The sequence below is a fragment of the Rhodococcus sp. ACS1 genome (genome assembly GCF_002300155.1).
Classification (GTDB): Bacteria; Actinomycetota; Actinomycetes; order Mycobacteriales; family Mycobacteriaceae; genus Rhodococcus_F; species Rhodococcus_F koreensis.
Map to the genome: position 1 here is coordinate 65,469 of NZ_NSDZ01000010.1, position 24,939 is coordinate 90,407.

Here is a 24,939-nt window from a genome sequence, read left to right on the forward strand (position 1 = left end):
ACACCCTTACATTCTCTCAATAGACAGTGGGGATTTCTAGATGAATCCGAGGCCGAGGTCAGCGCCGGTATCCAGCGCGATGTCCTTCGCGATCCCGAACAGCGACGAGATCTTGCGGGCCGAACGTGCGGCTTCACCCTCTTCGTCCGAGCCGTCGCCGATGGTGATCGTCCAGGTGGCCCTCGTGTCCCGAGAGTCCTTGAACGTCGCCTTCGTCACGTAGTCGGTGTAGATCGTCTTGTTCAGTTCGAAGCCGACGAGGTGTCCGATGGAGAAGTGACCGCCGCGCTCGGGAGTACCAAAAATGAACGGACTTCCGTCATGGACGGTGATGGAATGGCTCACGTAGCCACGCGTGTCCCAGACAGCCGAGCGGCCAGCCACCATGGCGTCGATGGTGTATGCGGAGCCGCCCGTTGTGTCGACGTACTCCTGGTACATGTACGGCCCGCCCTGGCGCGCACGTTCGGCGTCAGTGAAGCGCTGGAAGGCAAGGAACACGTCCGACAGCTGCCCCTGGTACAGGGCGTCGAGACCCGGAACAGCAAGGGCGAGACCAAGAGCCGACAGCAATGAGCGGATGCCAACCTCTATGCCAGCATTGACCCAGCCGGGACTCTTCCCCCCAACAATCACGTCGCGAGCAATAGGCTTGTGGATCGTCACCTCAGACTCACCGACACTCGAGTACTGACCCTCGTGCCAGATGATGTGGGGCTGTTCGTGCTTGATCCCCACGAAGTCGTCAATGATCGAATTGCCATCGCCGTCTGGGTCCAGGATCGGGTGGAAGATCTGCGTCACACCGTCTTCGGCCAGCTCTACGAACCAGTCCAGGAGGCCGTCGATGACGGTGCCGGTCGGGCCGGTCACGCCAGAGTGATCCTCAACGTCCAGGACGATGGTGGTGCGATCCAGGATGAACCATTCGGGGCAAGGCTGTTCCGACTCGCCGTGGATGTACAGCTTCGCCGTCAGGACCAGACCGGCATCCTTCAGGGACTGAGCAAACAGCTCGTTGCCCATCTGCATGCGCGCGGACATGGCGGTCCACTTCGTCGTATCCAGGAGAGGATTGACCGGAACAACCGCGATCGGGAACATCGCATTGCCGAGGTCGAACCAGGCTGACGGATCGAACAGGTTCGCCATATCTGGCACTCGCCAGAGGGGTAGCTGCAACCTGAGTAGGTTACAAGCCAGGAATGTCTTGATCACAGTTTCTGTCGGGCCTACCAGGACCATTCGCCGGGGAAACTGTGCCTGGAGAGGCGCAAATGGGCTCGGCCACATGGCAATTCGAGAAACGTGCTCCCAGTCATGGAGCGCGGTGATCTCGATAGTTTCCACACCATCGGCGTCACGAATGATCGAAGCAGTGTCGATCTTGCCTGGCCACTGCATGCCCTTCGTGTCAACAGTGATCGGGATCGTCGCATTCGCGCCGTCCGGGTTTTCGAAGATGTGCTCACGGATCGCGGTGTCGCCCGGAAGTAGCATCGACAGACCACCGGCACCGTTGCGGATGAAAGAGAACTCCAGGTCGATGTAGTCCTGAGCGAAGTCCACGAAGTCGTAGAACTTGTCCCAGATCCGAACCTCCACGGACACGTCCAGGAACCGCTCGCGCTCTTCGTCGGCGAGCGAGTCCATGTACGCGGCAGCATTGGCCGGATTCCAAACACCCGAAGGGTTGAATGGAGCAGTGGTCACCATGGGGAATCAAACCTCGGGCTAGAAACGGAATAGACCTGCGAGACATCGGAACCGCCAGTGACGGACACCTTCAGCTCGGTGGAGGTCCAGGGCTGCATTGGGTTGCGGAACCGCTTGCCGCGCATCTTCTTCTGGACGCTCGTGAAGTCAGAGCCGCCCTCGGTTGAGAAGACGCGGGCCGTGGGCCGCTGCGGGTGCGTATCGATCGCCAGGGTCTCGCCGTCCGCCAGCTCAGGCAGCTCGACCATTGGGCCGTTTGCGCCGTCCTGGATGGAGTACTTGCCCGGACCTGGCATGTAGAACTTCGGATGAGCTTCATACTCAGAGGCGTTGCGGATCTTGATGACGCCTTGCCCGGTCTGTGCAGCATTGGTCCACAGGAACTTTTCCTGGAACGTGTGCCACAGCGGGTCGTCCGCAACGATCGACATGTCGAAGTAGGCAGCCCGGATCAGTGACGGGTCCTTGCCCCAGTTGGGGGAGGCCTGTCCCTGGTTGCGGACGCCCAGCCAGCGCCAGCCGTTGTAGCGGGTGAAGCAGGCCAGGTGGCCGGTCGCGCGCGGCGACCAGGCCTTGAACCACTGCTCACGCCGCTGGCGGAACTCCCGCATGGTGTCGCCGAAGACCTGAGCTTCGATGTCTACCTCGCGGCGGGAGATCACCGTGTCGCGGTATGTGGCACCGATCTGCCGTGCCGACTCCGACCAAAGTGATTCGATCGGAGGGAATTCCAGCCCGTCAGGATCGGTGCCCAACAGAACACCCTGCTTGCCCATGCCGTAGCCGGCCAGGTGGAAGACTGGCCGCTTGCCGGTGTACGGATCGGGAATTCCGAAGTACACCAGCCGAGTTCGGTCATCTGTCAGAAAAGGGTTCATCGTCCACCACTTCGGGAATGTGCTCGTGTCTTGCGGCGCACCCCTCGCTCGAGTCCGCGCTGTGCGCTTTCCCAGCTGTTGGTCTGGATGCTGCCGATCTGGAAGGTCGTGCTGCCCGCAGTGCCGATGACCGACCCGAGCATGTCCTGCCAGTTCTCACGGAAGTACTGCTCGAAGCTCTGGTTCGTAGCGAGCTGCCAGTTGGCGAACTGCTCCTGCTGGCTGCCCATGGTCGCGAGCTGTGCCTGCATGCCTGGCTCGTAGCCCATCTCGGCTGGCAGCTCGGAGAGCTGGTCGCCAAGGGCCTTGTTGCCAGCCGCGTAGGCCGCGTCCGACTCGGCGGTGCGCTTCTTCGCGAACTGCTCCAGCTCGTCGGCGTAGCCAGGCTGCGTCAGACGCTTGAACATGTCCGGCCGTGCGAACGCCTTGCCGAGGCTGTTGAGAGCCTTGATCTGAGGCGTCTCTTCGAGGAACGGCTTCGGAGGCTCCGGAGGAGTGTTCAGAGCGTCCTCAGTGACCTGCTGGGCCGATGGAATCGAGCCGTCGTCGGTCGGAGGCAGACCCTGATCGCCTTCCAGCTTCTTCAGCTGGTCCTGGATGGAGTCGACGTTCGCCTGCGCCTTGCGGAAGGCCTCCACATCAGGAGCGGTCTTTGCCGACTCCTGCGCAGCCAGCAGCTCCTTGTTGAGCCGGTCCATCTCCTGCGCCTTGGCGTCCAGCTGCTCGGTGGTCTGAGCCATCGTGTCCGTGGACTGGCTGAGATCATCGGTCGCGCCGGTCAGCTCGTCCACAACAGGAGCGGCCGGATCGGTCGACGCTGGAGCGGTCGGGCTGCTCACGAAGCTGTTGCCGGTCAGCTTGTCGTAGATGTCCGGACGGGTCAGAGCCTCAATGAGACGGTCGATCTTGTCCCACTGATCATTGGTGAAGACGGCTTCAGGCTTGCCGGACGTGTTCCAGCCGACAGTGCCGTTCTCGAAGACGCCACCCTGGTCGTAGCCGTGACCCTGGCCCCAGTAGCCGGACAGGTTGTCGCCGTACAGCGGGGACCACTTGTGCTTGAACCAGCGCAGACCGGCCGAAATCGAAGCGTCCGGATTGGTACGGTCGTTCGGAAGTTCGGGGTTGCGCATCGATGCGAAGGTCTCAGGGATGACCTGCATCAGGCCGACGCCCTCATTGCCGCCGCTGTTCTGATCCTTGACCTGCTGGATGATGTTGGGGTTACCACCCGATTCGGTCTGGATCTGACGCAGCGTCGCCATGATGTTGGCTTCGGTGACCGGGAAGCCCTCACGCTTCAGCGCCGCAATGACATTCGGACGCCACTGCTCGACACCAGCCGAGATGTTCCACGGCGTGCTGCCAGCATCCAGCGAGCCGAACCGGCCAGCGGTTCCGCTGATGGACGCGAGCGCACGAGCGGTGATCGTGTCGAAGATCTGCGTCGGCAGCTTGCCGAACAGCGAAGCACCGAAGTCAGGCATCTTCGACTTGATGTCAGCCATTGGCTTGCTGAACAGGCTCTGGATTGCCCCGCCAGCACGTGCGCCGAGATCGACGGACGAACCGATGCCAGGTAGGTTCGCCGGACGGCCATCAAGGGCCTCGCGGATTCCCCAGTGGACGTGATTCCTGTGCTCGGACATCGTGCCTGGCGTGTAGAAGCCCATGCCGTCGCCGACGAACTGACCATCGCCGATGTTCGCGTTGAACGGGCTGTGGATCAGCTGGAGCGTCTTGTCCTTCCAGTTGCCCGCGATCCAGGCTGCGAGCTGCTTCATCTCAGGCGTACCGGCGTCTCCACCGTTCGAGAAGTCAGCTGCCTGACCCTTCGAGTGAAGACCGTTATCCGTGAAGCGAAGACCCGAAGTCAGTTCCATCATCGGGAACTTCTCTGCGACAACATCACGCATCGAATCGACAATGCCGCCGTTGTTGTAGTAGCCAGCGATCCGGCGAACCTCGCCGACGCCGCCACGGCGAGCCGCAGCGTTCATCGTGTTGACGTAGTTCGAGCCCATCGCCTTCGTCCACTCGGGACGCATGATGGCCTCGCCGCCGCCGACCGCGATGGTGTGCGTGTCACGGCCAGGCGTGTAGCCCGGACGGACGCCGTGGATACCACCAGTGGAGTAGCCCGAGATCTCAGGCGCAGTGACGGTCCACTCGGGAAGGTCAGGGATGGTGGTGCGCAGGCTGTTCCAGGAATTCTTCAGCCCGGTATTGATGACCTCGCGGATGACCCAGTTCACCGGGTTTGCGATAGCGGCCTGGATTCCCTTCCAGCTCTTCTCCGCAGCCTTAACGACCTCATCGAACTTGCCTGGCATGGAATCGAGCCCAGTGAACAGGGCAGGAATCAGCTTGCCCGTGATCTCATTGACTCCGAAGTCAACGGATGGAAGCAGCCGTTCCCAAGTCGGGAGGACGCCAGCGCCCATCTGATCATCGAAAATGCCACGCAGGGTCGTGATGGCCACGCCCAGCTTCTCAATGGCGGGCAGCATTCCGGTGTTGCCGTCAACGACGAGCTGGTTCAGTCGAGTGAACTTGTCCAGCATCGAATCGAGCGAAGGCTGGATCTTCTCGTCCGAGATCTTCTTGATCGCATCGCCGTACGTCGTGAAGGCACCCAGCGCAGGCTGGTAGTCCACGTACGGAACCTCGGTAACAGCACCAGGAACGTCGATCGCCGGATCAGACAGCGCGGGATCGGTGACGATCGGAGCGTTCAGGTCCGGAGCGGCTGCGCCGTTGTCGGGCGCGGGAGGGGTCGGCGCGGCAGGCTTGTTAACCGGGACCATGGTCTCGTCAACGGGCTGGCCACTGCGAGCACCAGTTTCGGGGGTGCGACCACTGTTCGGATCGGCGGGAGTTCCCCCGGCCGGCGCGGACGGCGGTGGCGGCGTCTGGACAGGCGTCAGCGACTCATCGACAGGCTTGCCATTGCGGCCGATCGGCAGCGCGTTGCCGTTATCGTCCGCCAGGGCGGAACCGAGGTGCGGCAGCTTAGCGCCGGTCTGCTGGTGAGTGCCGCGACCGCTGATGGACCAGTTGTTGTTGGCCAGCTGCTTGACGAAGTATCCGTCAGCCTCGAGACCTTCCTTCATCGGCTCGGTCATGACGCCGCTGACAATGATCTCGTCGTCGCCGACAGCCTTGACCAGGCTCAGGCCGCTACCGCGCATGCGCTCGTCAGCCCACTCAGTGGCTGCGAACTTGCCGTGCGCGATGTCGTGGCGCTCCTGGACCTCGCCACCCTGTTCGCCGACCTGGATCTGCTGCCAGTTCGACTCGCCAGCGACGGCTACCGCGTCCTGACCGCGCTGGTCGAACGTCGAACGGAGCGAGCCGAGGTCGCGGAACTTGGCATTGATGCCGCCAGGTCGAGTCAGCTGAGCCTCGGTGTTGAACCGCTTCTCGGCCTCCTTGAACTTCGCCAGCGCGTCCGCCTCGCCCGCAAGGGCGCGGACAACATCGTCCTCAGTCAGGCCGTACTTGTCGTAGTCCTCGTTCGCGAAACCGTTTGTGCTGCTGAGCGACGAACGGATCTGACCGAGTGTGGCAGCGTCGACCGCGGCCTTGTCGTTGGCGTTGCCGAGACCGCCATTGATCAGCTGCTCCTTGGACAGGCCGAACTGCTCGACCTTGCCCAGAACGCCGTTGTCCTGAACTCGCTTGATGTAGGAGTTCTTGGTCTCCATCGTTGCCATACCGGAGTTTTCGTCCAGCGTGTACTGAAGATCCTCCTGAGACTGGCGCAGACGGTCCGACTCCTCACGAGCCTTCCGGTTGCTGTCGGCGAACTTCCACATCAGCACGGTGGCCGCGATGAGCACACCGCCCCATGCGCCGCCGATGTACGTCATCAGGCTGCCAGCGACAGTCTTCAGTCCGTTCATTGCGGTGGAGCCGATTGTGTTCAGCGCGGTGAACTTGCCGCCAGTGTTTCGCAGGTCATTGCCGAGGGTGCCCAGCTGCGAGCTGAGGGTACGGAGAGGACCCTGCACGCCCGAGTTCTGCTGACGTAGGGCGTAGAGCTTGTCCGAGATGCCCTGCACGCCAGTGCGAACGCCCGAGAAGATGGGGTTCAGGAGCTTGTACGCCAGGATCGCGGTGAAGAACGTGGTCGCGGCTGGGCCGAGGAACTGGATCAGGCTCAGCAGACCGCTGATGATCGGATACGTGACGGTGGAGATCAGCTGGAACGCAGGAAGAACCTGGTTGACGATGATGCTGCCCAGCTGGCCCAGAAGCGGAAGTACCTGATCCAGCTTCTCCCGTGCCGAGGAGAAGAACTCCTGGACCGACTTCTGTCCGTCGACCGACTTCAGGAAGATCTCCATGCGGCGGGTACCGCGCTCGAGCGACTGGACCATGCCGTCGCCGTCGCCGCGCGTCGCCGAGAAGATGGCCCGAATCGATGCGAACGTGTTGGAGATGATCCGACCGAACTGCTTGGTCTTCTCGATTCCACGCTGGATCGATGCCTCGAGTGCGCCGCTGTCGCGCGAGTCGGACAGCCACGTCGCCAGCTTGCTGGCAGCCTCACCAAGCCCGGTAGCGAGCTGTGGGAGGAACTTCGAGCCAACCGTGGCGATGTCAATGAAGGCCTGCGAGAGCGGACCCATTGCGTTAGAGAGGATTCCGGTCGCTTCGGTAGTGTTCGAAAGAGTTTCGGCGAAGTCGGACTTGGCGGCAGCCGACGAGAAGACGTTCAGCGAGTCACGGAAACCGCCGTTCAGCTCCTTCGCGATACCAACCAGACCGTCCTTCAGGGTCGGCAGCTGCGTGTTCGCCAGATCCTTGATCGCCACGTCGGAGCCCTGAAAGAGGGCTTCCTGCGTGTCGAGACGTAGATCCTTCCAAGCGTCCTTCATGCCACGCGTGGTCTCCACGAGGGCGCGAGCGGACGGCGAAAGGTTCTTCAGGGCCTCTTCGTACTTCTTCGTAGAGTTGCCGCTGTCGTTCATGGCCTCAACGACGGACTGCTGCGCCTCAGCAACGCGCTCGGCGGCGTCGGCGTTCGCGTCGGCAGCGTTCTGCCGCGCCTCGGCTACGCCCTCTTCGGCCTCGCGGATGCGCTCATTGGCCTCAACGAGGTTGTCCTTGGCGTCCTTGACCTGCTGAGATCCTTCGATCCCTTCACGGTTGGCCTTGGATGCGCTCTGACGAATCTCCTCGTTCTGCTCCTTGACCTTCTGTGCATTGCTAATCGCCTGTCGGACAGCAAGGTTCGCTTCCTTGCGATCATGAGCATTTGCATTCGGATCACGAAGGGTCTCAGCCATCCGCATGCGGGCAGCCTCAACCGACAGAGCGGCGTCCTCTTCATCGAGAACGGTGTCCCTCAGCGCCCGGTTGACTTCCTTGATGTTGTCGGCGGCGTCCTCGCGGGCATCGTTCAGCGACCGCTGAGCGCGCTCCGCGCCCTTGTACGCGGTGCCGACCTGCTTCTCGGCATTGACGATCGACTTCTCGCCCTGAACAGCGGTGCGAGCCTGAGCCTTCTGTGCGTTGCCCAGCTGCTTGCGAGCGCTCGCCTGAGCCTTCGCAGCCTGCTCCGACTCCTTCCGCGAGTTCTCGGTCTCAGCCGACGCAGCCTTGAACGCCTTGCTGATACCGCTGGCACCGATCGCGATGGCAGCGATAGCTGCGGCACCCGCGACGGCGGCAGCCGGAAGCACCATCAGAGCCGACGACATCTGAGCGAGCGAGGCAATGACGGGAACGAGGTTGACAGCACCGATTGCAGCGATACCCATTGCAGCGGCACGGCTGATGGAGGTGATAGCGGTCAGGTAACGACCCAGCGAGACGATCTTCTCGTTGATGCCGTTGAACATGGCACCCTGGAGCCGGTCCATGAACTCGGTGCCGCGACGGATGCCGGAATCCTTGCCGCGACGGTCAACTTCCTTGCCAGCCGCCTCGTGCAGCTTGCGCTTCTCTACGACCTCCACAGCGGCCCTACGGCGGCGCTTTACGGCCTCGGTGACCATATCCTCGGCGGCAGCCTCAGCGCGGCGTGCCTGTGCGATACGGATGGCGTTACGCGACGGATCGCCCTCGGCCTGCGTCGTCGCCATGCGGGCGATACGGAGCCCTTCAAGGGAGGACGTGACCTTCCGGTTCGCGGAAACCAGGTCTTCGCTGGCCTTGTCCCACTTCCGACCCAGATCGATGTAGTCGGTGACGACCTTCTTGTCGATGCCGTTCAGCCGGTCAAGCGACTGATCCCGGCCGCGACCGAGAACGTTCTTCGAGTGGGCGATGGACAGGCTCTGCTTGCTGCCGTTGCCAAGTCCGCTGAGTGCCTTACGAAGAGCCTTCAGGCCCTTGACGGAATCAGCCTGCGTGACCTCGACGCCGGCCGGGAGGCCGAAGGTGTCAGCAAGCTCGTCCTTGCGTGCCGTCAGCTTCTTACGGCCACGGGTCAGGTCAAGCTCTGCCTGGCGGTTCTTGCCGACAGATGTGTTGTAGTTGCGTCGCGCGGTCTCGACGGAATCCTCGTGAGACTTCAGGGTGTCGCGATCCGGCGCGTCCATGGCGCGGGTACGCGAAAGTCGGCGTTCAGCCCTGTCGAGCGCCGCCTTGTTGTTCAGTTCTGCGCGTGCAGCTTCGCGCTGCGCCTTGTCCAGCTTGTCGACGGCCTGAGCCTGGGAGTCGATATTCTTCGCGGCTACCTTCGAAGCCTTCGTGGTCAGCTGGCCGTACTGGGCGACATGCTTCTTCGCATCGTCGTACGCCTTGGTGAGCGGCGAGTCGTCAACGTCGAACTCAGTCTTGATCTGAGTCAGGTTCTTGTTGCGGTCGCGGTGGTTCTGGAACTTCCGCTCCATGTCCGCGAAGTCGCGCTCACGGTTCCGGGAGACCTGCTGGAACTTCTTGTCCAGGTCGTTGAGCTGCTTGATGGCAGCCTTGTGAGACTTCAGGTCGTAACCGACAGAGATGATCTGCGTAGTGGGGCCGAGCTTTTCGCGTAGATCCTTCTCGATGTCGGCGGCAGCCCGCGTCTGATCGGAGGTGCGCTTGATCTCCCGCTGGCGAGTCTTCAGGTTCTTGATGGCCTGACGAGTCGTCTTGATGTCGTTGCCGCGCTCAATGTCGGCAGCGCGACCGCCGAGCTTGCGCCGAAGGTCCGCCTCTTCCTTGGCGAACTCCTTGTGCTGCTCGTGAAGTCGCTTCTGGCGCTTCTCGATAGCCTCCAGCTGGCCCAGGGCCTTACGGCTGGAGGTCTTGTCGAACCCAATCGGAACATCCTTGCCAGCCTTGCCAAGCCGGTCCCGGATCTCCTTTTCCTTCTTCTTAATCTCAGAGTCGAACTTCTTCGTGTCCGGCTTCACCTCAAGGGTGTATTCCTTGAGGTGAGACCGGACCTGCTCTTTCAGGTCCCGCTTAAAGTGCTTTAGGTCAGGACGAATCGTGATCTTGGCAACGCCAGCTGTACGCCCACCGGCCATGTCAATACCTCAATCTGACCTAGAAATTAATTGGGAAGAAGAATGGAGAGAAGATTGTCAACCTCGTCCTTTTCGTGACGAGCACGAACGAGATCGAATGCGGAAACAGGCCGTGGCATCGGACGCACCTTCGGTGGCTTTTTCCCCTTGGGGAGATTCACGGCAATAAGAGTTGAATTAAGCTGCTGAATGAGATCCGCGATGGCCATAAGGACCTGGATCTGCATGGAATATCCAGATGAGGATCGGAGCTGAGGCTTCTTGTCTTCGCCATCTTTGCCCTGATCCGGACCCTGAGTAGCCGCCCAGACGGCGTAATACTCTTCAGCGAGTTCGGTATCCAGAGCCTGGTCTGCCCGATATTCAGAACCTTCGGGCAGCCGGCTCAGGATGCGATATAGCTTCGGCCAGGGATAAACGCCACGAAAGAAGTCCAGCAAGTCCATTTCGAAATACTGATGGAGATCGTATTCAATGGACTCGGCGTGCTTCTGGATTAGCGCGACGAGCCCTACTCTCCCCCCGGAAGGGAACCTGCCGAATCGTCTGCGCCCTCGTTGAAGTGGTCGTTGATGTCCTCGACCAGAGCGAGGGTGACCTCGACCGGCTCGTCGGCGATCTCAGCCCAGACGAACGGGAACGCGTCCGCGCCGACCAGGGCCTCAATCATCGGCTTCATGTCCTTCACGGCGACCTGACCGCGCAGGTCAGTGAGGGTAGCCAGGGCAAGAGAGCGCTCGAGGGAGTCAGGTGCCGAGATTTCAATCGGCGGATCGTATGCGTCGAACAGGTACGGCTTCGGTGGCTCGTACTCCTTCTTCGCTTCCGCCTTCAGCTGTGCCCACTTGGACACAGGCTTTTCGACAGTGACAGCCTTCTTTACAGCCATTTATAACTCCCCGTAGAAAGGTTTACTTGGTTGCCCGTGGACGGCGAGAATTCGCGTCGGGCTTTTCTGGCTCGGATGCGTCAGAAGCATCAGGAGCAATTGCGGCAGGTTCGGTGTCGTTTGCGACAATTTCCGGCTTTTCCTGCGCTACTTGTACGTTTCCATTCTTCCTGGTATATCCGGCGCACACAAGATTATTGAGAGTCACTGGAGAGACGGCCAGGTACTCAGCGCCATTAGGGTCAACCAGCAGGACAGGCTCGAATTCAGCCATTGGAATTCCTCCGTAATAAGATTCCCCGAATAAGAAAAGACCGCCCCGCCACCGGCCGGGGAAACCAGTGGCGGGGCGGCAGTCATGCACGATCCATCAGGATCAGAAGCCGTGCGAAGCCGACAGAGCCTTCCAGCCTGGGCCACCGAACACGGTGCGGACGGCGTAGCCGAGCACGTCGTCGGTCTTGGCAACGCCCGTGATCGGGTACTCGAGAGCGCCCTCTTCGGACCACTGCTGCTCGCCGATCTCGGTGACGGTGAACTTCGGCATCACCTTGATGATGAAGATGGCGTTGGTACCAGCACCATCGACGGAGACGAAGATCGCGCGCCGGTAGACGGTCGAAGGCGTGGTCGGGTCCGTGAACGAAACCTCACCCGTGGTAGCGTCAGGAGTCGCCGAGATCGTGGTGTTGTGGAAAAGTTCCAGGTTGGTCTTGTGGGTCTCCAGACCAGTCCACGAAACCGACGTGCTACGCGAGATGATGTCGGTACGAGCAGCTTCCGGCAGACCCCACGCCTCGATATCGTTGGTCTCAGTCTCGACCGAGAACGTCGGGCTACCCTCCTTGGAGATGTGGCCCAGCGACGTAAAGCCGGTCAGGGACTGGAGATCGGCGGTCGTGGCCGCAGTGAACGCGGTGGGGATCGCGGTGGCGTACGGAGCCATCAGCACTGCACCCGCGAGGGGCTTGCGGATGAGGCCCTGCTTGAGGTTACGCATTGTGGCAATGTCGGTATTAGGCATAGTGCCTCTCCTTCGTGTGAGGGACTAGAGACCCGCGCAGCCCTGAAGGAGAGCGGGAGTTGAAAACGTCAGGCGGCTTTGTGCAGCTCGACGTAGGCGGAGGCCTTGGTGATGACGAACGGGTCGTCTTTCAGGAGGCCGATTGCGGCGTTGCAGGGAGAGCAGAGAAGCCCTCGCACCTGCTGGTCCCCGTCGTGGCAGTGATCCACGACTAGGGGCTGGTTTCCGGCTGGAGGCTGTTCGCAGATGGCACACAGGCCGCTCTGGGCTTCCAGTAGTTCGTCGTACTGAGATCGGCTAATGCCGTAGCGCCTCAGTAGCTTTCGTTCTGCTGCGCATGCCCTACACTGGGAATCGAGTCCGGATGCCCGTGAGGCGTTCCGGTGGAACTCGGTCTCGTCCTTGTCTAGGCCGCATCGCGAGCAAGAGATCAAGATCGCATCTCGCGGAAGCTCAGGTAGAAGGTGGAATCGACCATCCGGTTCTCGGGGTTGATATCCATGACTTCCTGGTTTCCAACGACCTCAGACGTTGTGTCAATGAGGATTCCGTCGACCTCGGTGCATCCAGCCTTGAGAATCCGCTGCCGGACTTGGGCGGTGACCTGCCAGGCGAGCGGCCGGGTGTCGTGGATCACGAGAATCGCGCAGAGTGCGTTGTCCGTAATGCCAAGGCCATCAACGCCGCCGCCGATTCGGTTGCAGACGATGATCGGCATCTGAGCGTCGAACTGATCCGGATCAGGTAGTGCCGTGCAGGTGTAGCCCAGATCGTCCAGGAGGGACAGGAGGACTAGCTCTGCGTCAGGGAAAGCCATCAGAACTTCTTCTTTTCAATGGTTTCGACAATGCTCTTCTGTGCTCGTCGGTAACCACCGAGTACGCGTTCAGCCTCTTCGCGCCGACTGACTGGCTTCTCCTTGCGGGATGGACGCCAACGTTCTGGCGCTTCCTCGTCGTGCGCGATCTTGCGGCCGAACTCACGGGCGAGAGCATGTCGGGCATACGCCTCGAGGTCGACCATGTAGCGGTCCTTGGCACCTAGATCAGTACTGAATGTGCTCTCGACGCCAGCTCGGTACGCCCTCAGGCGGGTGGACTCGAAGTTGCGCTGGTGTGGGCGCTTGTCCTCGCCCTTGACAACGCGTTTCGCATACAGGGCCTGTCCCAGAAGGCCGTACTCCATCATCAGTCGCTTCATTTCCTGGCTCTTCAGGATGTGAAGGATGGCCGGGTTACGCGGGTTGTTGAACGTCCCGGTGCCTCGGTAGTAGATGAACTTGCCATCGTTGGGGAAGCTCGGCATTGATCAGCCCTTGATCTGCTTCAGGTGGGCGATCTTCCCTGGATTCCAACCCGACAGTGGGGACTTGGATGGGAGGATCTTGCCGTGGACCTTGTAGACCTCACCGTCAGGGAGTTCGACGTAATCCGTTGGTAGAAGGTCATCTCCGACGCTTAGGTACAGATCCACATCGGTTTCGATGGTCTGCCTGTTGTCCACCTGAGATGGTGAAGTCGTCGGCTTGATCTCTTCGGTCTCGACGTAGTGGATACCGACGTTGTGCAGCTCGTGGCTGACATCCCTGGCCTTGTCGCCGAACTTGTCCCGACCCTGTGGGGATCGGAGGACGACGACAGAATCTCCGTATGCGAACATCAGCTGGTTTCCGCCCATCGGGCAGGAGCGACGCCGATCATTCCGACGCGCTTCTTGCGTGTCCTGCGGAACACTGCGAGCTGTTCCTTGGTGAAGGACAGCTGGCCTGGTGTGCCATCAGGGAATCGGGTTGCGGTCCAAGGGCCGGTCGACTCCGACTGGAAGCCGCCAGGGTTCCGTAGAACCTTCAGAACCGACTCGCAGATCACGCGCTTCGCGTTCGCCTGGTCAGCCGCCGAGGCGGTGAAAGGATCAGCGAGGCGTGGGATCTGAGAGGACAGCAGCGCTTCGGCGTCGAGAATCATCACGCCGACCCACGTCAGCTGCTCAGAGCTGAGTGAGCCCTCGAAACGGTCCTCGACATCCGTCGCTGATGCATATGCGCCCACTTAGTCAGCCGTCTTCCTTGCGGTGCGGCGAGTGCGCTTCGGCGCGGCTGGCTCATCGGCCGGCGCGTCATCTTCGTCCTGGTCAGGCTCGTCATCAAGCTCTGGTAGATCCTCAACCTGAGGAGCCGCTTCCCATGCACGTGGATTGACGATCTTCTTTGCCGCCCAGTCAGGTACGTCCGATTCGGGACCAAACTGGAACATGTAGCCTTCGTCGTCCGCGACGTGGACGTAACCGGCTAGCTTTGCCATTCAATTGCCTATCGAGTTTGCATCCACCCCCGGATGCTGCGAGAACCGAAATTCTTACAGCATCCGGAGGTAAATGAAGGTGGAAAGAGGATCAGAAAACGTCTGCGACGAACAGAGCCTTCGGGTTCTCGAGGATCGGCATGACGAGCGAGTCGACCATGGTCCGCTCACGGAAAGGCGGGCCGTCCTTGATCACGACACCGGCAAGGCCGGGAGCGTCGGTGAAGGACAGATCCGACTGAGCAGCGCCCAGAAGTTCCTGCGCGGTCGCGGTGATGCCGTACGCCACGTAACCGAGGTCAGAAGCGTTAGGCGGCACGAAGATCACCTTGTCTTCGGGGATGACGCGGGTGTCCACGCCCTCCACGTTGATCACGGTGTCGTAGATCTCCACGATCGGAGGCAGGTTGTAGTCCGCGAGGACTGCATCGACTGCCGAGCGGCCGACAACACCGGGCGCACCCTGGATGACGGACAGCAGGAGGCGGAACTCAGCATTACGCTGGAGGTAGCCCATGGTCTTGCGCGAGATGATCATGCCACCAGGCGCGAAACCGTTGTCCTGCGTGTACTTCTCGACCCAGGTCGTCAGATCCTGCACAACCGGAGCCGTGGCCACGGTGGACCAAGGAGTTGCGGCAGTGACGAAGTGGTCGCCGGGGACCTGGAAGTCAGCGGTAAGGAAGATGCCGTTCTCGCCAGCAAGGGTGAGCTTGCCGGTGGAGAGCACCTGACCACGCGCAACTTCGAGACGGTTACGGATGGACCGCACGCCGATCTCGAGGTCGTTGTAGATCGCCTCGGTGATCGCGGTCAGCGAACCACCGGCCTGGCGCTGCTGCTCGAGCTTCAGGCGCTCGTACTCGCCCTTGCCGCCCATGATGCTCAGGGGCAGGAGGTCGATCTGACGCGTCTCAACCGAGTCGCGTTCCAGGTAAGGAATATTGCCGTCGAACGCTCGGAAGGAGGCCGTCCGGTTCACTCGCGCGGCCGAGGCGAAGTCGACACGAATGTCGTTGATCGTCTTGTCCGGCAGGAACGTAGACAGCTTGTGGTCCGCTGGGCTTGGCACATTGCGGACGAAAACAGTTGCGGCGTCGGGGTGAACCGGGCCATCGTAAATCAGAGACATAATCTCTCCTGTGAAAGGTAGCTAGTGGATGGACCGGATCAGAAGAACTTGAACCAACCGGCGAGGTCGACCTTGGCCGCGGAATCGAGACCGTGAGCCGCAGGCAGCTTGGACTCCTTGATGAAGCCGAAGAGCCAGATCGGCGCGGCTTCCTTGTCGCTGGTAGGCGTAACCGAGTCCCAAAGGAAGCCCACTGCAACCTCACGGCCATCGCTGGCGGTGTTGTCGTACGGGCCGTAGAGACCAGTGGCGGTGACCTTGCCGAGGACGGTGCCCGACTTGATGTAGCCAGCCGGGTAGTGCGTACCCGCAACGAACTTGGTGATGTCGAGGGTCACAGAGCCTCGAGTCCAGACGCCCGGGTCCTGGTAGATGTAGGAGCGGTTCTCGACGGTGTACGTACCGGTGTTCCGCACGGCAATGTTGGCCATTGGTTACCCCTTCAGGTAATTGGTGAAATTAAGCGGCCTTGTTGAACCGCTTATTGACTTCCGCAAGGCCCGCGTCACGATGGGACGGCCTTGCGGAGCCGCCAGCGGGGGCACCCTGGCCGAAGTTGGGATGTGTCTGTACGACAGGTGGGGTCGTCGGAGCTGGCGTCTGCTCGCCGAAGAGAGCGGTGACGTGCTGCACGACGAGGTTGCCGTCGACCTGGCCGTCCTCACCGATGAAGATCGATGAATTGACTGCCTGGACCCATGCGTCAAGACGCGGGCCGGTGACGACAGTGCCTGCATAACCACGAATCTGGGATTCCTGGATGACCGGAAGAAGCTCGTTGCGAGCCTCCTGACGCGCGGCGTTCTTCGCGTCCTCGAGCTGCTGGTTGAAATCGCGCTGCTCGGCAGTGAGCTGAGCGTTCTCCAGCTCGGCGATCTTGTCCTGTAGAGCCTTTGCCTGCTCAGCAGTGAGGCCGTCCTTGTAAACCTTGGCGGCGTCCTCGTGCTTGCGAGACTTGTGCTTCCAGTACTTGGCCTGCTGCTCGACGGTCATCTCCGCGAGTGGAGTGCCATCGGGGTAGCCGAACTCGTTCAGGCCGGATTCGTTTGGCTCAGTTACCGTTTCCGGTGTCACCTCTGTGACGACTGGAGGCGCTGTGGTGGGATTTTCCGTTGCGGAACCACCGGCAGCTGGTGTAACCTGAACCGGAGCGTTTGGAGCGGTCATGCAGTTGTTCCCCTGTCGGGTAGGTAAGAAATCAGCGATCGTCCATGTCGGACTCCGCAATGCCGTCAAAGACGGAAATCAAGGAAGCTAGACCCCAACGGGAACTAGCGCATCAAGGTCCACCGGCTCAGATTCGTTCGGTTGCACGATGTCTTGAATCGTGAAGTGCGGCACCGTGTACTTCTTGCGCGGTGGGACGAGAACAGGCCCAAGTTCGCCATGCTCGTCAATCTTGTAATGGACCTCGCCCAGATGCTTTGCGGCAGTGCCGCCAGCGAGGTCGTAAAGGTTTGCCAGATCCTGCTGGTTCAGCTCGTCACCCGGATCGTTGTCCTGAGTGACCGGCAGCACTTCACAGCAGCAATGGTCATGGATGGGCTTCAGCTTGTCGCGCGAGTAGATCCGATCCGACGCGGCAAGACATAGGCCGCACACGCCCGTGGTGGACGCTTCAGGATGGATGACTCGACGCCAGCCGAGAAAGTCAGGAGTCTGACGACTACCTTCATCCAGAATCTGGAACGTTGTCTCGCGTTCAGCAAGCGCAACATTTGTTCCCACGTATATCTTCGCACGATTTACGGAGATTTCAAGAGCTTTAGCCGGGTCCATACCTGCGGCAACCTTGGCGCGATATTCCCGCGCCGGCCGATTGAAGATCTCGCTGGTAGGAAGCCGATCTGATGGCTTTCCATTTACAGAAATAGTCTTAGGTGAGACGTAATCTGATTCGCGAGTTCCGAATAGTCGGACATCATCCGGGACGTTTGGAACAAAGTCGAAAGAAACTCCGACCTCATCCCAATAACGCAGCTGAGTCGCAGTTGTTAGCGACACCACCTGCTGCTGCGCGGAGATCATCACCTCGGCCGCGCGCTCCGAGAACTCCTGCACGGCGTTGCCGTCGTAGGGGTCCGTGTCGCGCCACAGCCGCTCGATACGCTGCTCGGCGTACAGGAGGATGCGGGCGCGACGGGTCATGCGGCCCGTCAGCGTCCGCATCAACGTGCGAGTGATCACGCCGCAGCCGCCTGCTCATCCTGCGCTGGCGCGGAGGCGGTCTGGGAGGCCTGGCCGGACGTGGAGCCGGTAGAGGCAGGCTGGCCCGTGGTGGTCGCAGTCTGCGCCTGGTCCTCGAGGAGGATCATCTCCTGGACCAGCTCGGTCTCGTTGAGCTTCGCCGTCACCGGGTCCATCTCGAAGATCTCGATCAGCTGGCGCTTGCGGGACATGATCCCGGCCGTCTTCGCCATAGCGTCAGCCTTCATCTGGAGGCTGTTGCGTTCGATCTTGGACCAGATCAGGCGCATACCCTTGCCGCGAGTCTCCTGACCGGCGAGAGAGAACGCCAGCTGGTACACCAGGAGCCATCCGGGGATCTGCCGAGCCTGTCGGTCGGTGATCTTGTCCACCAGGGCCTCACGCATCAGCGACGCGCCCTCAGCGCTGCCGTTGGCGGCGTCCGGGGTGATGATGTGCAGCGGGGTCCGGGTTGCAGCCGCGAACTCCTTCACATCGTCGCGGATCGCCATGATGAGCGGCGTCAGGTCGGCCTGCTCCGACTCCCAGAAGTCCACGCCCTCAGGAACGAGCCAGAGTGCGCCAGGGTCTGCCTGGAAGAGGTCAGAGATGGACGTGTCGCCGACCGACCGGATCAGGTTGTCGGTCTCGTCGTCGTCGGAGAGGTCTTCGCCGCCATCCAGGTCGCCCTTCACGGCACGCTGCCGGAAGCTCTGGTACCACTGGATTACGATGCGCTGAAGAACGCCATCCATGATCCGGTCCAGCAGATCCAGGTGGGCTTCGAACTCGCCGAGACCCATCTTGTTGTCGAAGCGCACAACGGGGACGCCGCCGAGAACTTCGATGCCGGGGATGTTGAACGAGCCGTCCATGGTCCACTGGTCGACGTTGAAAGACGTTGAGTACTGGCCCACTTCACGTCGGAACGTGTACTGGTTGTTATTGACGAACAGGAGCGCAACCTGCTGGTCCGCGATCTCATCGTCGTAGACCTTCACGGCTGCAATGAGACGGGTTGGGTTCAGCGGGTCCTTCTGGCCGACCATCCGACGAGGGTCCTCAGCGAGAAGCATCGGCAGTGCGTCCGGCACGCCCTGGAGCGGCGGCACCACGGTCACGTAGGCCTCACCGAGCGCGAAAAGATACGTTTGCACGTCACGCTGGACGGCTGCGAAGCCGGTGGTGTCCTGGATCTGACGCGCGATGTCGTCACCGTCCACGTCCGGGTCCGCTTCAGTCGAAACGCCCTGGAGGATGGAGCGATCCGTCATCACGTCGACCGCCATGGTCGCGTAGTTCGCGCGAGCCTTGCGCATGACTTCGGAGAAGGTGTCCTGGTACTTCTGCTGGATAAACGGCAGCGGCGGGTCGCCGATGTAGTAATCCCACAGCAGATCCATCCGCTCGCGGCGGGTGCCAGGCGTGTTTGTGGAGCTAGCTCGAGGAGTCCGAGGCAGCTTGGCATCGAACTTGTTCATCAAAAATTCGAACCACCATTCAGGTGGCTGATTAATCGGTTCTACGTCAGCCATGATGGCTCCCTATCGAATTCGTTGTGCATAGCGCTTCTTCTTCCGCTGCGCGAGGCCCTTCGCCACCGCGTCCACGCGGGCAGTCCAGGCGAGCATCGCCGCCACGGCACCGTCGATCTTGTGAGGAGAGTCGGGGTTCTCCTTCGCGATCTGGATGCCCGAGGTGGTGACCTTTCGGCGGGCATTGATCACGTGGTTCCACAGGATCGGGGACTCTTCGCCGTTGTGCTTGATCTCCCGGTCCAGGACCGCATCCTGGAACTCGCGAAGCGCCTCAACGACCTTCAGGTTCCGCTGGCCGGTCATCCACCACTCGATGGGGTGAGCCTGCGTGGCCTTGACCTTCAGCTTCTCGGCGAACTTCGCCTCCCATGCCGCCACGAAGGTTTCCCACTTGGCGGGGTCTGCATAGAAGCCGACCACTTTGTACTTGTTGAACGTGGCCTTGACGGTTCGGTCGATCTCGGCGACGGGCATCTTGTAGCCCTCGTCGCCCTTCCAGTCGACCGGCTGCTCCCAGATCTTGATCTCGAAGATCATTCCGTCCGAGACGCGGCAGCCAACCAGGGCCGTGGCGTCGGTGGTTCCCTTGCGCCGCTGGCGCGAACCGTCGAAGCCGAGGGTGATGACATCGCCCTCGCGGATCGGGCGGTACTCCTCGCCCTCCTGCGGTGCGCAGCGAGCCCATTCGTACTCAGCGATCCAGGCATTCTCGGCGCTCGTCGGAGAGTTGAACCAATACCTAAAGGAAGCGGTGATGTCGTTACGAGGGTTGCTGATCTCTTCGATCAGGCCTTCGATGTCGTTCCACCAGCAGTCGCCGTACGATTCGATCAGGGCAGCGCGGAGCTTGTCCTCATCCTCCAGCTCGGCCGGTGTGATCTCGCCGTAGCGGTGATCGAACAGCTGACGAGGCTGGCGCTTGTACTTGCCCGCCCGGATGTCCTTGATCATCTGGTACGTCTGCTCGGCGATCGATTCCTCACCGGGCTGGAACATCGTGGTGGTCTCGACGGCGAACGTCTGTGCCGACTTGCGGCGCTTCACCAGGTTTCGCGTCAGGGTCTTGTACGTCTGACGGAGCTGCGGAGTGTTGTAGAGGTGGGTCTCATCGAACAGGACCAGGGTGTCCTTACCGCCATCCTTCGACGCGGCCGAGGCGGTCGACGGGACGATCTCACCGCCACCGGGGATCGCGATCTTCGTCAGACCGGCGCTGGTCTTGGACGCCATCGCGCCCGCCAGCTTCCCCTCGGTGAGGTTCAGGTGGATCGTGTCGTAGATCAGACCAGCCTGGCCCTCTTCGGTTGCGACACAGCGAATGAAGGGGTTCTTCAGGCGCTTGCCCATCGGCTCGCCAGGAGCGTACGTATACTCGAAGCCCAGACCCCACTCGTCGCGGAACACCTCGCCGCCCTCAGCCCAGCCGTCGAACCGGCAAGGCCCAAGGCCCTCAAAGATTCCGATGAGCGCGGCGATCTCAGACTTCGCACAGCCCTTCGGCCGGCTCAGGAACACGTGGTCGTAGAGCCGCCGTCCGTCCAGTTTCGGGTCCTCGGACTGCTGGAGCGCGTACGTGTCCAGAAGGAATCCGCAGTACTCGTCAATGATCGGCGCGACAGGATCTCCTGCAACGTCGCCGGGACCATGGATCGCGAAGTACTCCAGCCAGGCAATGGCGAGCCAGCCCAGCGAGCACTCGCGATCATGCTCAGGGAGAGTGACAATATCGTGAGGCATTACGCCCCCTCAGCAAGCCCGCGATTGGCGTTCTGCTTGCCCAGCAACCGATCACGACGATTCTTCATGTCGATGACCTTCGGGTCCTTCTTCGCGTCCTCCAGCTCGTCCGGATCGATCTCCTTCTTGAACCGGATGCGGGCACGCTGAAGGTCGTCCTCGGTGAGCCGCAGGCCTGCGCCCCATGCGCTCACGATGGTCTTGAAACCGTCGCTGCCAGGCTTCTCCAGGTACTTGTCCAGTAGGGGGAGAGCGAGATGGATCTCGAAGTACGTACCAGGACCCCAAAGGCGTGCCTGTGGCAGCTTGGTGATCTCCTCGTAAATCATTCGAGCCTGTTCGCTGCATTCAACCCAAACGGGAATAGGCGGCACGTCGTTTTCATTCGGCGTCCGCTCGAGTTCAATCCAGCCGTTCGCGTCCGCGATGGGATCAGCGTTGCGCCGGATTCGATCTTCAGGATTCTTCGGTGCCGGTCCTCGTGCGCCCATGTCAGGCCACCGGCAGGGGTAGTCGGCTACGAATGAAGCTGCCCCGGATCACACGAAGTCGGCTCCAGAAGTCTGGAATCTCGTAGATCGCCTTGGGGGTCGCATACACGTGGCGTCGTGGCACCATTCCGTCCGGAACCTTGTCGGCTTCGTAGAAGATGCGTAGTGGGATCTTGGTCAGGCCCTGAAACTGCTTGAAGTACTCTTCGGCATCCAGTTCGTCAACGGCCAGCAAAATCGATTCGTTGTTCATTATTGTCATACCTCCCATGACGGGATAAGATCGCAACATCCATGTCGGAATACGTTGCGTAAGAAGAAGTCCGGGAGGGTGGAATCGAACCACCGATGCCCAAAGGCGAGGGATTTACAGTCCCCGTCCGCGCCATGCGGCACCCGGTCGGACTAGCAGGATGCTCCGTCCGAGGGAGCGCGATCTTGAGCCCGGTGAGTCCTAGTCACTGCCGTAACGCAAAACCCTGCTAATGCGGAGAGAGGGCGGATCGAACACCTGTCGCTGTTACACGACCGAGCCGTTTTCGAGACGGTCCCACAACCAATTGCGGATCACTCTCCAGGGCGGACACATGAGATGTCAGCTAGTCCGTTGTTCGCTCGCGCCAAGCACCTAAGGCGCGCTAAATCTCGGACATCTCAGTCGTGCTCTCGGAGGGATTCGAACCCGCACTGACAGGTACCTAAAACCTGTGCCTCTTCCAATTGGGCTACGAGAGCGTATGTGCCACTTGGTTTCACCTAGTTATCTACTTGCTAGGCACGCAGCGACACTCCTGCGTAGGTTTGGGTAATCACAGCCTGCCGTGGCTACCAGCTGTGATCCGGGCAACTGTCGACCGTTCAGTATTTGTCTCTGTTCGGCTTTACTGAAAACCGTCAGAAACTGAACAGCGGAGGGTTGCTCCGTTTGCAAGGACTGACAGAATCGAACTGCCGACACGCGGGTTTGGAATCCGCTGCTCTACCACTGAGCTAAGTCCCTATGCCTATCAGGCCCCGAGGCCCTTGATCAGGACATATCCGGGGGTGACAGTCGCGCCGACCGTGGAGACTCGCGCGCGAACGAACTTCGGCATCACGTCCTTGACGTACATCAGCGCCGTGGAGCTGGCGACACCAGTGAGGGTCGCACCGCCGAGCTGGTAGAAGTTCGTACCATCCTCGGAACCTTCCAGCGTGAGCACGGGCGGCGTGGTCGCTGCGCCGAGGTTGATCATCAGCGCCAGCGAGGTGCAGCCGTCCATGTTGTACACGGGCGTAGCGGAGTTCAGTGTGGTGAGGGAGATCGACCGATCGAAGAACTCGCGAACCAGTGGACCGCTCGAGGAGAACATGCAGCGGTTGACGGCGCGAGTGAACGATGGGGTCGTGCCAGCCACCGTCTGCACGTACCGATACCGGGTGCCGTACTGTGCGCGGATCATCGGCGAGGTGTACGCGCCGGTCGCCGTGATTCGGGGGAAGTCGTAGATCCTGACCCAGTTCGTGCCGTTGTCGATCGACTCTTCGACACCAACATCCAGCGTCGGGGTAGTTCCGGATACTGCCGTGACCACAACGTTGAACGAGTGCGCGTACGTACCCATGTTGCTGGAGAGGCCGGGAACGGTAGCGGAGGTGGTCGCCGTGCTGGTGATTGCAGCCGAGGCGACATCGTTGACTAGGAAGCCACCAGGACCGGCCGCACTCCACGTCACCGTGGACGACGCCGAGGACTGGCTCACGGGAACGGTCGCAGCTGCGGTCATCGAGACCGGGACCGCATTGTTGCCGTCCGAGGTGCCACCGCGACCGCCGTTGACCTCCACGACGTGGCGTGTGTAGTCAATGACGCGGGTGAAGTGGAGGCGGATGTCAGTGCGACGAAGAACCGCGCCACCAGTAGTGATCGTTCCGAAGTCCGCGCCCGTGGACTCGAGTTCCAGAGCGGTGCCGTTGATCCGGAGAACCTTGTACGCGCCCTCGTAGGTAGCAGCTCCACCCGTCATGCCGTGGACCTGGACGTACTCACCAGCAAGGACCGAGGTCCAGGTGGTGTTGCCGACGAGGGTCAGGACGTTGTTCGTGCGCGAGATGCTGTTGACGACCTGGCCGACAGCACCAGGAGCGAGGACCGAGCCCTCGTTCTTGATGACCGTGCCGCCCGAGCTGGAGGCGGTGGCCGACGAGCCGATCACGAGCGTGAAGGAGGTCGAGTTCGGGACCGATGCGATGACGGTCTGGGCCGCAGTGTTCGCGAAGTTGGTCTGATCAGCGACGCCGTAGATCTGGACGTAATCGCCAACGACGAGGCCGTGTGCAACATCGGTCGTGACCGTCGCGGTCGCGCTGGCCGACTTGGAGATTCCGGTGATGCGCGCAATCGGCCGGCTCATGCCAGACAGGTTGCGGGCGCGGATGTGGAGCTTGTAGTCCTTGTCCTCGTCAGGGATGCCCTGCGACCACTTCGCGCTGCCCGACAGGCCGCTGTTGGAGTCGGACGGGAACGAGCGGAAGTACGCCTCGTCCATCGTCGCGTAGAACTCCTGCGTCGATGCTGCGTTGAAAGCATCGGTGTACGGCGACGTGCTGGCCTGAACCGCGGTCGTGGTGGCCGTGGTGGTGTTCACCTGACGGTACTTCTCACCGTTGCGCCGGGAGACAAAGGTGCCGTTGGTGGTCGTGGCGTTCTCAAAGACGAGGCCCACGCCGTTCTTGGCGTACCGGAACGGATCGGCGTGACGGATCATGCCGCCCGTGCAGGAGTAGGTGCCGTTACCGATCGTCAGCGGGACCGTGAAGTTGTTCTTGTCAACCGGGGTCACCAGGACCGGGCCGACGTTCATGCGACGCTCAGCGCTGCCGTAGATCGAGATCCGGTCTCCACCGACGAAGCCGTGGTTGGTCAGGGTGATCGTGGCAACGTTCGACGTGACGGAGATCGTGGAGCCGGTGATGGCCTTGTCCGCGTCCGGAGTGAGCGTGTCGATTCCAACGCCGTTGTCACCGGACTCGACCAGGCCGATGAAGCACTCCTGGCCGATGATGCGCTGCGACATGGACAGGCCGTAGCCTACCCGGATCGGCATCTGGAAGGTTTCCTTGGAGGTCAGCGTGACCTCGGTGTCATCCACGAACGGGCTGAGCGAGATGCGCAGGTAGGAGCTACCCTGGCTGTTGCCGCCATAGTTGAGGATGTGGTCGCTGTTCTGGTTTACCGTGTCCCAGATCTCGGTCTTCGGAACGCCGGAAACGTCCGTGCTCGAGAAGCCGTCGCGGAACTTCGACCGAGTGTTGCCGACAACCTCAGGCTTGCCATAGAAGGTGTCGCCAAACTGGGAGTCGTAGCGGATCGCCAGCTTGTCGGTGTCGGCGAACCACTCGCTGGTCGTGTCAGCCTCGAGAGTGATGACATTGCCGGAAACCGTTGCGCCCAGAAGGGGATCGGTGAAGCTGAAGAGATTGACGCCGTTCGTAACGTCGGTGATCAGGATGATCCGCGCGAGTTCAACCTTGTCGAAATCGGGAAGCGTGATCGTCTTCGCCGAAGCGTCGAAGATGTAGTTCGAAATGAGCTGCTTCAT

22 protein-coding genes and 2 tRNA genes are annotated in these 24,939 nt (G+C 61.1%); all 24 read right to left on the reverse strand.

All coding sequences use genetic code 11. The features are described from left to right. Positions 1–36: 36 nt before the first annotated feature. The 24 genes from CJ179_RS38325 to CJ179_RS38435 all read right to left on the reverse strand — a co-directional run bounded on the left by CJ179_RS38325 (position 37) and on the right by CJ179_RS38435 (position 24,939). Positions 37–1,716, reverse strand: a complete 1,680-nt coding sequence (locus CJ179_RS38325) for a phage tail protein (protein ID WP_143548997.1) — start codon at positions 1,714–1,716, stop codon at positions 37–39. After that, positions 1,710–2,594 carry a hypothetical protein gene (locus CJ179_RS38330; protein ID WP_143548998.1) on the reverse strand — a complete coding sequence of 295 codons (885 nt, stop codon included), beginning with the start codon at positions 2,592–2,594 and terminating at the stop codon, positions 1,710–1,712. Before CJ179_RS38330 ends, CJ179_RS38325 begins: the two co-directional genes overlap by 7 nt. Further along, positions 2,591–10,060: a transglycosylase SLT domain-containing protein gene (locus CJ179_RS38335; RefSeq protein ID WP_095864973.1), complete on the reverse strand. Its 7,470-nt coding sequence runs from the start codon at positions 10,058–10,060 to the stop codon at positions 2,591–2,593. The genes CJ179_RS38330 and CJ179_RS38335 overlap by 4 nt, the downstream gene beginning before the upstream one ends. A 26-nt stretch (positions 10,061–10,086) precedes the next feature. Then, a complete protein-coding gene (locus CJ179_RS38340; RefSeq protein WP_095864974.1) occupies positions 10,087–10,506 on the reverse strand; it encodes a hypothetical protein in 420 nt (139 codons plus the stop codon). 65 nt (positions 10,507–10,571) lie between these two features. Next, entirely contained in the window at positions 10,572–10,949 is a 378-nt protein-coding gene (locus CJ179_RS38345; RefSeq protein ID WP_143548999.1) for a hypothetical protein, read from the reverse strand. Between the two features lie 22 nt (positions 10,950–10,971). Beyond that, a complete protein-coding gene (locus CJ179_RS50980) occupies positions 10,972–11,223 on the reverse strand; it encodes a hypothetical protein (protein WP_143549000.1) in 252 nt (83 codons plus the stop codon). 102 nt (positions 11,224–11,325) lie between these two features. Beyond that, positions 11,326–11,973: a hypothetical protein gene (locus CJ179_RS38350; RefSeq protein WP_143549001.1), complete on the reverse strand. Its 648-nt coding sequence runs from the start codon at positions 11,971–11,973 to the stop codon at positions 11,326–11,328. A 68-nt stretch (positions 11,974–12,041) separates the two neighbouring features. Beyond that, entirely contained in the window at positions 12,042–12,407 is a 366-nt protein-coding gene (locus CJ179_RS54240) for an endonuclease VII domain-containing protein (RefSeq protein ID WP_179377823.1), read from the reverse strand. Beyond that, positions 12,404–12,790, reverse strand: a complete 387-nt coding sequence (locus CJ179_RS38360; RefSeq protein WP_095864978.1) for a hypothetical protein — start codon at positions 12,788–12,790, stop codon at positions 12,404–12,406. The genes CJ179_RS54240 and CJ179_RS38360 overlap by 4 nt, the downstream gene beginning before the upstream one ends. Continuing rightward, the gene (locus tag CJ179_RS38365; RefSeq protein ID WP_095864979.1) at positions 12,790–13,278 is read right to left on the reverse strand and encodes a hypothetical protein; all 489 of its coding nucleotides are present in this window, start codon (positions 13,276–13,278) and stop codon (positions 12,790–12,792) included. The genes CJ179_RS38360 and CJ179_RS38365 overlap by 1 nt, the downstream gene beginning before the upstream one ends. A gap of 3 nt (positions 13,279–13,281) precedes the next feature. Next, the gene (locus tag CJ179_RS38370; protein WP_143549002.1) at positions 13,282–13,632 is read right to left on the reverse strand and encodes a hypothetical protein; all 351 of its coding nucleotides are present in this window, start codon (positions 13,630–13,632) and stop codon (positions 13,282–13,284) included. Next, entirely contained in the window at positions 13,632–14,021 is a 390-nt protein-coding gene (locus tag CJ179_RS38375) for a hypothetical protein (protein ID WP_095864981.1), read from the reverse strand. The genes CJ179_RS38370 and CJ179_RS38375 overlap by 1 nt, the downstream gene beginning before the upstream one ends. Continuing rightward, positions 14,022–14,273, reverse strand: coding sequence for a hypothetical protein (locus tag CJ179_RS38380; protein WP_095864982.1), 252 nt, complete (start codon positions 14,271–14,273; stop codon positions 14,022–14,024). A 91-nt stretch (positions 14,274–14,364) separates the two neighbouring features. Next, entirely contained in the window at positions 14,365–15,345 is a 981-nt protein-coding gene (locus CJ179_RS38385) for a major capsid protein (protein ID WP_218834902.1), read from the reverse strand. A 98-nt stretch (positions 15,346–15,443) separates the two neighbouring features. Beyond that, positions 15,444–15,836, reverse strand: coding sequence for a head decoration protein (locus tag CJ179_RS38390; RefSeq protein ID WP_095864984.1), 393 nt, complete (start codon positions 15,834–15,836; stop codon positions 15,444–15,446). Between the two features lie 28 nt (positions 15,837–15,864). Continuing rightward, entirely contained in the window at positions 15,865–16,572 is a 708-nt protein-coding gene (locus tag CJ179_RS38395; protein WP_143549003.1) for a hypothetical protein, read from the reverse strand. A gap of 87 nt (positions 16,573–16,659) precedes the next feature. Then, positions 16,660–17,592: a hypothetical protein gene (locus tag CJ179_RS38400; protein ID WP_095864986.1), complete on the reverse strand. Its 933-nt coding sequence runs from the start codon at positions 17,590–17,592 to the stop codon at positions 16,660–16,662. Next, complete coding sequence (locus CJ179_RS38405) at positions 17,589–19,127, reverse strand: phage portal protein (RefSeq protein WP_095864987.1); 1,539 nt, start codon at positions 19,125–19,127, stop codon at positions 17,589–17,591. The genes CJ179_RS38400 and CJ179_RS38405 overlap by 4 nt, the downstream gene beginning before the upstream one ends. A gap of 9 nt (positions 19,128–19,136) precedes the next feature. Then, the gene (locus tag CJ179_RS38410) at positions 19,137–20,867 is read right to left on the reverse strand and encodes a terminase (protein WP_095864988.1); all 1,731 of its coding nucleotides are present in this window, start codon (positions 20,865–20,867) and stop codon (positions 19,137–19,139) included. Then, positions 20,867–21,358, reverse strand: a complete 492-nt coding sequence (locus tag CJ179_RS38415) for a hypothetical protein (protein ID WP_143549004.1) — start codon at positions 21,356–21,358, stop codon at positions 20,867–20,869. The genes CJ179_RS38410 and CJ179_RS38415 overlap by 1 nt, the downstream gene beginning before the upstream one ends. Before the next feature lies 1 nt (position 21,359). Further along, positions 21,360–21,611, reverse strand: coding sequence for a hypothetical protein (locus CJ179_RS38420; RefSeq protein WP_095864990.1), 252 nt, complete (start codon positions 21,609–21,611; stop codon positions 21,360–21,362). Between the two features lie 408 nt (positions 21,612–22,019). Beyond that, positions 22,020–22,093: transfer RNA gene (locus CJ179_RS38425), tRNA-Leu, on the reverse strand. A gap of 193 nt (positions 22,094–22,286) precedes the next feature. Continuing rightward, positions 22,287–22,358, reverse strand: a tRNA-Trp gene (locus CJ179_RS38430). 7 nt (positions 22,359–22,365) lie between these two features. Then, entirely contained in the window at positions 22,366–24,939 is a 2,574-nt protein-coding gene (locus CJ179_RS38435) for a hypothetical protein (protein WP_095864991.1), read from the reverse strand.

Bases quoted from the DNA above. Each gene is read 5' to 3' on its own strand.
- CJ179_RS38325 (WP_143548997.1), bottom strand. From the start codon at position 1,716: ATGGTGACCACTGCTCCATTCAACCCTTCGGGTGTTTGGAATCCGGCC.
- CJ179_RS38330 (WP_143548998.1), bottom strand. From the start codon at position 2,594: ATGAACCCTTTTCTGACAGATGACCGAACTCGGCTGGTGTACTTCGGA.
- CJ179_RS38335 (WP_095864973.1), bottom strand. From the start codon at position 10,060: ATGGCCGGTGGGCGTACAGCTGGCGTTGCCAAGATCACGATTCGTCCT.
- CJ179_RS38340 (WP_095864974.1), bottom strand. From the start codon at position 10,506: ATGGACTTGCTGGACTTCTTTCGTGGCGTTTATCCCTGGCCGAAGCTA.
- CJ179_RS38345 (WP_143548999.1), bottom strand. From the start codon at position 10,949: ATGGCTGTAAAGAAGGCTGTCACTGTCGAAAAGCCTGTGTCCAAGTGG.
- CJ179_RS50980 (WP_143549000.1), bottom strand. From the start codon at position 11,223: ATGGCTGAATTCGAGCCTGTCCTGCTGGTTGACCCTAATGGCGCTGAG.
- CJ179_RS38350 (WP_143549001.1), bottom strand. From the start codon at position 11,973: ATGCCTAATACCGACATTGCCACAATGCGTAACCTCAAGCAGGGCCTC.
- CJ179_RS38360 (WP_095864978.1), bottom strand. From the start codon at position 12,790: ATGGCTTTCCCTGACGCAGAGCTAGTCCTCCTGTCCCTCCTGGACGAT.
- CJ179_RS38365 (WP_095864979.1), bottom strand. From the start codon at position 13,278: ATGCCGAGCTTCCCCAACGATGGCAAGTTCATCTACTACCGAGGCACC.
- CJ179_RS38370 (WP_143549002.1), bottom strand. From the start codon at position 13,632: ATGTTCGCATACGGAGATTCTGTCGTCGTCCTCCGATCCCCACAGGGT.
- CJ179_RS38380 (WP_095864982.1), bottom strand. From the start codon at position 14,273: ATGGCAAAGCTAGCCGGTTACGTCCACGTCGCGGACGACGAAGGCTAC.
- CJ179_RS38390 (WP_095864984.1), bottom strand. From the start codon at position 15,836: ATGGCCAACATTGCCGTGCGGAACACCGGTACGTACACCGTCGAGAAC.
- CJ179_RS38395 (WP_143549003.1), bottom strand. From the start codon at position 16,572: ATGACCGCTCCAAACGCTCCGGTTCAGGTTACACCAGCTGCCGGTGGT.
- CJ179_RS38405 (WP_095864987.1), bottom strand. From the start codon at position 19,127: ATGGCTGACGTAGAACCGATTAATCAGCCACCTGAATGGTGGTTCGAA.
- CJ179_RS38410 (WP_095864988.1), bottom strand. From the start codon at position 20,867: ATGCCTCACGATATTGTCACTCTCCCTGAGCATGATCGCGAGTGCTCG.
- CJ179_RS38415 (WP_143549004.1), bottom strand. From the start codon at position 21,358: ATGGGCGCACGAGGACCGGCACCGAAGAATCCTGAAGATCGAATCCGG.
- CJ179_RS38420 (WP_095864990.1), bottom strand. From the start codon at position 21,611: ATGAACAACGAATCGATTTTGCTGGCCGTTGACGAACTGGATGCCGAA.
- CJ179_RS38435 (WP_095864991.1), bottom strand. From the start codon at position 24,939: ATGAAGCAGCTCATTTCGAACTACATCTTCGACGCTTCGGCGAAGACG.